Source organism: Rickettsiales bacterium, from assembly GCA_033762595.1.
In the GTDB taxonomy this organism is placed as follows: domain Bacteria; phylum Pseudomonadota; class Alphaproteobacteria; order Rickettsiales; family UBA8987; genus JANPLD01.
Window position 1 is genome coordinate 1 of the sequence record JANRLM010000095.1, and the last position, 7,232, is coordinate 7,232.

Here is a 7,232-nt window from a genome sequence, read left to right on the forward strand (position 1 = left end):
AATGTAGCTGTTGTTGGTGCAACTGGAAATGTCGGCAGAGAAATGCTTGATGTTTTAGCGCAGAGAAATTTTCCAGTAAATAATGTATATGCGGTTGCTTCTTCTCGCTCTGTGGGAAGGGAAGTTTCCTTTGGTGATGATCAAACCTTGAAAGTGCAAGATTTAGAATATTTTGATTTTAGCAAATGTGATATTGCACTTTTCTCGCCGGGTGCAGCGGTTTCAAAAATTCACGCCCCTCGTGCTGGAAAATCAGGCTGCGTAGTGATCGATAACACTTCACAATTTAGAATGGATAAAAATATCCCACTTGTAGTGCCAGAAGTAAACCCGCAAGATATTCCAAAATATAAAGAAACTGGCATTATTGCTAACCCAAATTGCTCAACCATTCAAATGGTAGTGGCGTTAAAACCGCTTACTAAACTTGGTAAAATTAAAAGGGTGATAGTTTCAACTTATCAATCAGTTTCCGGCGCTGGAAAAGAGGCTATGGACGAGCTTTATCATCAAACTAAAGGCGTTTATGTTAGTGATTTGAAAGAACCAGAAAAATTCACAAAACGCATCGCTTTTAATGTTATCCCTCATATTGATAAATTTATGGAAGGTGAGTTTGAAGGTTACACAAAAGAAGAATGGAAAATGACCGTTGAAACTAAGAAAATTATGGGCGATGATGATATTCAAGTTACCGCAACTTGTGTTCGTGTGCCGGTTTTTGTTAGCCATAGTGAAGCTATAAATGTTGAATTTGACAGAGAAATTTCCGTTGCAGATGTTCGCAAAGTTTTGGAAAAAGCTGAAGGAATTGAAGTGGTTGATACTCACGAAAATGGCGGATATATGACCCCTTATGAAGCAGCAGGCAAAGATGCGACTTATGTTTCTAGAATCCGTAAAGATGTAACTAACCCTAAGGCAATTAATATGTGGGTGGTTTCAGATAATATTCGCAAAGGTGCAGCGTTAAACTCTGTGCAAATTGCGGAAGTTTTAATCAGGGATTATTTGAAATAATATTCTAAAAACCGCTTGAATAATCTGTAAATTTCTTCTAACAGAGCCGTATAAATTTCAATTACTTTTTTAATAGAAATGGCGTTAATTGTTCAAAAATTTGGTGGCACTTCTGTTGGCTCAACTGATAGAATTAAAAATGTCGCAACAAAAGTTAAGAAGGAACTTGATAAAGGAAACCAAGTTGTTGTTGTAGTTTCCGCAATGAGTGGTGAAACCAATAAACTCGTCGCCTTCGCTGAGGAGTTAAACCCACTCACCTCCAATGAAGCCCTTGCTGAATATGATGTTATAGTTTCAACTGGTGAACAAGTTACAATCGGTTTGCTTGCACTTGCTTTGCAAAATTCTGGTATTAAAGCAAAATCAATGATTTCTTGGCAATGCCCAATTCTTACTGATGAAAATCACTCCAAAGCTCGCATTGAAGATATAGACGGCGAAAGAATACTGAAAGAAGTTAATTCAGGCTATGTAGTTATAATCCCCGGTTTTCAGGGTGTAACAATTGCTGAAAATCCGCTTGATAGAAAAATTACAACGTTAGGTCGTGGCGGTTCTGACACCTCAGCGGTTGCAATTGCGGCGGCTTTGAAGGCTGATAGATGCGATATTTACACTGATGTTGATGGTGTTTATACCTCAGACCCTCGCATCGTGCCGAAAGCTCGCAAGCTCAATAAAATCGGTTATGAGGAAGTGTTAGAAATGGCTTCACTTGGTGCAAAAGTTCTGCATTCAAGATGCGTAGAATTAGCAATGGTTTATAAGGTTAGAACGCAAGTTCTATCTAGCTTTGATGATGTTGAAGGAACATATTTAGTTGAAGAGGAGGAAGTTATGGAAAGAAGAGTTGTTACAGGTGTGACTTACAGCAAAAATGATGCTCAAATTACCCTAAAAGGCGTTGAAAACACCCCCGGTATTGCAGGTAAAATTTTCACCCCACTTGCTGAAGCGGGAATTAGCGTTGATATGATTGTGCAGAATGTTGGTAAAGATGCTAAAAAGGCTGATTTAACCTTCACAATTGCAAAAACAGACATCGCAAAAACTGAGGAAATCCTCAGCAAAATTGGCATTAAATTTGATAGTATCTACAAAGATGACACGGTGGTAAAAATTTCTCTAATCGGCGTTGGAATGCGTTCTCACGCTGGTATTGCAGCAAAGATGTTTGAAGTTCTTGCCTCAAAAGGCGTGAATATTCATGTTATTGCAACTTCTGAAATTAAAATTAGCGTTCTGGTTGATGAAGAATATCTTGAACTAGCAATGAGAAGTCTGCATACTGCTTTTGGTTTAGATAAGAAATGATTTTTTGGTTGATGGTTGCTAGTTATTAGCTAATCGATTAACATAGGTTATTGGATAAAGACAGATATAATCTCCTTAACCACCAATTGTCACCCCGCATTTATTGCGGGGTTAATGGTTAAAAGTGTTTCTAAGACTTCTTTTGAGCGTGTTTTATGGTTTACCCCGCAATAAATGCGGGGTGACACTATAGAGGAAAAACTACAGAAATTTACCTTTACCTAACAATAACAATTAACAAAAAACGATTGAAAAATGATAAAAGATGTTACATTCAATGTATCGCTTGATACAAAAAATTGCGTTCCTTGCAAAGGAGGTATTCCGCCATTAACAGAGGCTGAGGCAAAAAATTTTCTATCACAAACTCCACTTTGGGAACTCAAAGAAAACGCCACAAAAATTTATCGCGAGTTTAACTTCAAAAATTTTGTAAAAGCCTTAGATTTTGTAAATAAAGTTGGTGCAGTTGCAGAAGCTGAGGCACATCACCCAGATATTCAACTTGGCTGGGGCTATGTTAAAATCTATATACAAACTCATAAAATAAATGGGTTGCACGAGAATGATTTTATCTTGGCAAGCAAAATTGATAAATTAATATAGATTTGTTTTTTAGAAAATTTTATGCTCTTTTATCCCCTCTCCCGTTTACGGGGGAGGGTTAGGGTGGGGGCATAATTGGTTGATGAGATAGGCTTTGGAAAAAGACCCCCTCTTAATCTCCCCCGCAAGCAGGAGGAGAAACATAGCATAAAATTGATAAATTAATTTAGATTTGCAAAAAAATTCTAGAAAATATAAATTCAAATCAAAAGTTTGGCTGTATTCATCGCCCAAATCTTCTTGGCATTTTGTAAGTGTTCCGGAAGATATTTCAGCAGAAATTAAATTCTTAAATTCCTGCATTAGAAGGGGGTGGGGAGCTATAAAATGTTCTTCTAAAATTGGCAAAACCCTTTGGAAAACCTCAATATTTCCAGATTCAAAAAGCAAAACTTATCTTTTGCCAATCAAAAAAGAAGTTAGAGAAAAAGAAAACATTACTATTGATAAAATAGTAAATATAGTTTTAGAAATATAAAAACAAAAAAAATTAAAATTATGAATCCACAAAAAAAGATTGATGAACTTGGAATAAAAATTCCAGATGTTGCAAAGCCAGCAGCTTCTTATGTGCCTTATGCGGTTGCTGATGGGTTCCTCTATGTTTCAGGGCAATTGCCGATTGAAAATGGTGAAATAAAACATAAAGGAATTGTTGGGAAAAATATTACCCTTGAGCAAGCAAAAGAATCAGCTAAACAATGTGCAATTAACCTTATTGCCTGCGTGAAGGCTGCTTGCAACGGCGATTTATCCAAACTACAAAAAGTTTTGCATCTGCAAGTTTTGGTTGCTTCAGATTCTGAATTCACCTCTCAACATTTAGTTGCAAATGGTGCTTCCGATTTATTTGTTGAGATTTTCGGTGCGGAAATTGGCTCTCACACTCGTGCTGCTTATGGCATCGCTTCAATTCCACTAAACGCCTGTGTTGAAATCGCTGGCGTATTTAAGATTGGTTAAAATTATTTCTAATGCTCCAAGCCTATAAAATTACGCCACCTGCAACGCCTTCTCATTTGGTGATTATGCTTCACGGAATTGGTGCTGATGGTGAAAATTTGCTACCTCTTGCGAGTGATTTTTTAGATATTCTTCCGAATGCCGTTTTTCTTGCCCCAAATGCTCCTGAAAAATATATAGTTGAAGGCTTTATGATGGGTGAAGTTGGCTATCAGTGGTTTCCTCTATGGGGAAAATCTCTGCCAGAATTGATTGAAGGTGCTTCAAAAGCGAATGAAAAACTCTCCGCTTTTATAAAAGAAAATCTGCAAAAATATAATCTGGATTATTCTAAATTAATTTTGATTGGTTTCTCGCAAGGCTGCTTAATGGCGGTTCACGCAGGTTTGCATCTGCCAGAAAAATGCTTAGGAGTGGTTGGTTTTTCAGGTGCGATTATCTCAACTGATGGCTTTAACTCAACGCCAGATATTTGTTTAATTCACGGCAAAGATGATGATGTTGTGCCTTTTCAACAAACAATCCACGCTGAGAAAAAATTAAAAGCGGTAAATGCTTCTGTGCAAACAAAATTACTTGAAAATCTTGGTCATTGGATAGATGAAAGGGGCATAAATTTCGCCAAAGAATTTTTGAAAGAGAGAATATGAAAATTGCCACTTGGAATATAAATTCCGTTCGTTTGAGAATTGATAATGTCTTAAATTTTCTAAATCATCACAATATTGATGTTCTGTGCCTACAAGAAACTAAATGCGAAGATGATAAATTTCCCGCTGAAAAATTCGCAAATGAAGGCTATAAATTTCTGCATTTTACTGGTGAAAAATCTTATAACGGCGTTGCGATAATTTCAAAGTTTAAGTTCAAGCCTAAAAATTCTTTGAGTTTATATAACAATGATAAACGGCATATTTCTGCTGAGTTTGAGGGGTTTGGCAGTAATAATAATCTAAATTTTGAACTTCATAATATTTATATTCCAGCTGGCGGTGATATTCCAGATGTTCAGGAAAATCCAAAATTCAAACATAAAATTGAGTATAACAAAGAGCTTACAAAATGGTTTTCAAAAAATCGTGAAAAAGGAAATAATATAATAGCAGTTGGTGATTTTAACATCGCCCCTTTTGAGAATGATGTTTGGAGTCATAAGCAATTATTAGATGTGGTTTCGCATACACCGATTGAAGTTGAGCATCTTGAAAAATTTAGAAAATCCATCAATTTTGTTGATGTTGCGAGAGATTTTGTCCCTCATTCTGAAAAATTATATAGCTGGTGGAGCTATAGAAACCAAGATTGGAAAAAATCTAATAGAGGCAGAAGGCTTGATCATATTTGGGTTACTGAGCCACTAAAGAACCAAATCAGAAAATTTGAAATCTATAAAGAAACTCGTGATTGGCAAAGCCCTTCGGATCACACACCAGTTATTATTGAAATTTAAGGAATTAATTGCCAATTATATATTCTTAAGAAATAAAATCATACTAGATTACCTTTTTTAACAGAAAATTCTTTATAAATGTTGCTAAGAGAACACGTAAAAAAAAATAACAATATATAAATATTCAAAAATAAATTATTCTGTTGCAACAAAATACACCAAAATTATTTTTGTAGAATAAGGTTTTGATGAATTATTGGATTCCAAGCCAATAGTTGCAAAAAGTAAAAGATCTTTCCTTAAGTGTGGAGAGATCCACTTTATTCAAAATGAAGCCTCTCCTCACGCCCTATAAACACTAATTTGTGTCTACACCTGACTTAATAACATCAAAAAAATATTTCATAAACTCTTATGTTGTAAAATATACTAATCTCTAAAAGTTATCATTTATTATTGTAAGAAAACCACATAGACTTATAAAATAGTATTAATTATATCTTTTTAAGATTACCTTTATACTCCTTGAACTTTTGATAAAAATAGCTATTTCTAAGGCAAATTTAGAAGTGGGAAATGCAAGAAAATGAAACTCAAATAGTCGGTTATAATTTTGCTGATGGTAATTCAGAAAAATCAGAAAAGCCCGAAAAGCAAAAATTGCGACACCCTGAAAAAGCTAATCGTCCGAGTATTCTTCCACCACCAAAGCCAGATTGGATAAGGGTTAAAGCCCCTATCTCCAAAGGCTTTTTTGAAACGCGTGATATCATCAAAAAGAATAAACTCCACACCGTTTGCGAAGAGGCCGCTTGCCCAAATATTGGCGAATGCTGGCAGAAGAAGCACGCAACCGTTATGATAATGGGTTCGGTTTGCACCCGTGCTTGTGCCTTTTGCAATATTGAAACTGGCAGGCCTGATAAGCTTGATCCACATGAGCCTGAAAACCTCGCAAATGCACTAAAAGAGCTGAATTTGGAGCATATCGTTATAACTTCAGTTGATAGAGATGATTTAGATGATGGTGGCGCACAACATTTTGCGGAATGTATTTTGCGGATTCGTAAAACTTCCCCACGCACAACAATTGAAATTTTAACGCCGGATTTCCTCAAAAAAGAAGGGGCGTTAGAAATAGTTGTTGCGGCAAAGCCTGATGTTTTTAACCATAATGTAGAAACCGTGCCGGGCTTATATCAGAGAATCCGCCCCGGATCACGCTATTACCACTCGGTTCGTTTGCTTGATAGAATAAAGCAAATTGATCCAAAAATCTTCACGAAATCTGGCATAATGGTTGGTTTGGGGGAGAAAAAAGAAGAAGTTTATCAGCTAATGGACGATTTACGCAGTGCTGATGTGGATTTCCTGACTATCGGGCAATATCTTCAGCCAACGCCGAAACACGCGCCAGTTGATAGGTTTGTTACACCTGAAGAATTTGAGCAATATGCTGAAATGGCAAGGGCTAAGGGCTTTTTAATGGTTTCTTCTTCACCGCTAACGCGTTCATCTTACCACGCTGGTGATGATTTTCAAAAGCTCCGCAAAGCTCGTAATGAAAAGCTGATGACTGCCTGAATTATAGCTCGTATCTGATTTTTTTAGCCTCTCTGAGAGTGTCATTTGCGTTTTTAGGATATTATTAAATTTCTCCTCACTCATATTCTTTCTCTCGAGAACCCTTTGTTTTTGAATAATTTTATTGCAGAAAATTGTAATCACAAAATCAAATTGATTTTCTAAATTATTTTCAAATAAAAGTGGGATTTCAAAAACCAAAACCCCTCTGAAATTTTGGCGATTTAGCAATTTTATTATTTCTTGCCTTTGCCTAGAAAGCTCAGGATATACAAGGCTTTCAAGCAGTTTTTTCTTGTTCGGATTTTTGAAAACAATTTCACCTAATTTTTGGCGATTAATTAAAGGCTCT

The 7,232-nt window shown here is 36.0% G+C and carries 9 protein-coding genes; 8 read left to right on the forward strand and 1 reads right to left on the reverse strand.

Annotated features, from left to right (window positions below):
• The 8 genes from SFT90_06705 to lipA all read left to right on the forward strand — a co-directional run.
• On the forward strand, positions 1-1,020 hold a 1,020-nt coding region (locus SFT90_06705), incomplete at its 5' end, for an aspartate-semialdehyde dehydrogenase (protein ID MDX1950170.1).
• A gap of 78 nt (positions 1,021-1,098) precedes the next feature.
• Entirely contained in the window at positions 1,099-2,337 is a 1,239-nt protein-coding gene (locus tag SFT90_06710) for an aspartate kinase (protein ID MDX1950171.1), read from the forward strand.
• A gap of 255 nt (positions 2,338-2,592) precedes the next feature.
• Positions 2,593-2,943, forward strand: a complete 351-nt coding sequence (locus tag SFT90_06715; GenBank protein ID MDX1950172.1) for a 4a-hydroxytetrahydrobiopterin dehydratase — start codon at positions 2,593-2,595, stop codon at positions 2,941-2,943.
• A 172-nt stretch (positions 2,944-3,115) separates the two neighbouring features.
• A complete protein-coding gene (locus tag SFT90_06720) occupies positions 3,116-3,421 on the forward strand; it encodes a DUF1905 domain-containing protein (GenBank protein MDX1950173.1) in 306 nt (101 codons plus the stop codon).
• A 20-nt stretch (positions 3,422-3,441) separates the two neighbouring features.
• A complete protein-coding gene (locus tag SFT90_06725) occupies positions 3,442-3,906 on the forward strand; it encodes a RidA family protein (GenBank protein MDX1950174.1) in 465 nt (154 codons plus the stop codon).
• Between the two features lie 11 nt (positions 3,907-3,917).
• Complete coding sequence (locus SFT90_06730) at positions 3,918-4,556, forward strand: prolyl oligopeptidase family serine peptidase (protein ID MDX1950175.1); 639 nt, start codon at positions 3,918-3,920, stop codon at positions 4,554-4,556.
• Positions 4,553-5,356: an exodeoxyribonuclease III gene (gene xth / locus SFT90_06735; GenBank protein MDX1950176.1), complete on the forward strand. Its 804-nt coding sequence runs from the start codon at positions 4,553-4,555 to the stop codon at positions 5,354-5,356. The genes SFT90_06730 and xth overlap by 4 nt, the downstream gene beginning before the upstream one ends.
• Positions 5,357-5,872: 516 nt before the next feature.
• Entirely contained in the window at positions 5,873-6,880 is a 1,008-nt protein-coding gene (gene lipA, locus SFT90_06740) for a lipoyl synthase (GenBank protein MDX1950177.1), read from the forward strand.
• Here the strand turns inward: lipA and coaE are convergent.
• Positions 6,809-7,232: dephospho-CoA kinase (gene coaE / locus SFT90_06745; GenBank protein MDX1950178.1), on the reverse strand; the 424-nt coding region annotated here is incomplete at its 5' end. The genes lipA and coaE overlap by 72 nt on opposite strands.

Excerpts from the sequence above, each read along its gene's own strand:
- xth (MDX1950176.1), top strand. The coding sequence starts at position 4,553 with ATGAAAATTGCCACTTGGAATATAAATTCCGTTCGTTTGAGAATTGAT.
- SFT90_06710 (MDX1950171.1), top strand. The coding sequence starts at position 1,099 with ATGGCGTTAATTGTTCAAAAATTTGGTGGCACTTCTGTTGGCTCAACT.
- SFT90_06725 (MDX1950174.1), top strand. The coding sequence starts at position 3,442 with ATGAATCCACAAAAAAAGATTGATGAACTTGGAATAAAAATTCCAGAT.
- lipA (MDX1950177.1), top strand. The coding sequence starts at position 5,873 with ATGCAAGAAAATGAAACTCAAATAGTCGGTTATAATTTTGCTGATGGT.
- SFT90_06715 (MDX1950172.1), top strand. The coding sequence starts at position 2,593 with ATGATAAAAGATGTTACATTCAATGTATCGCTTGATACAAAAAATTGC.
- SFT90_06730 (MDX1950175.1), top strand. The coding sequence starts at position 3,918 with ATGCTCCAAGCCTATAAAATTACGCCACCTGCAACGCCTTCTCATTTG.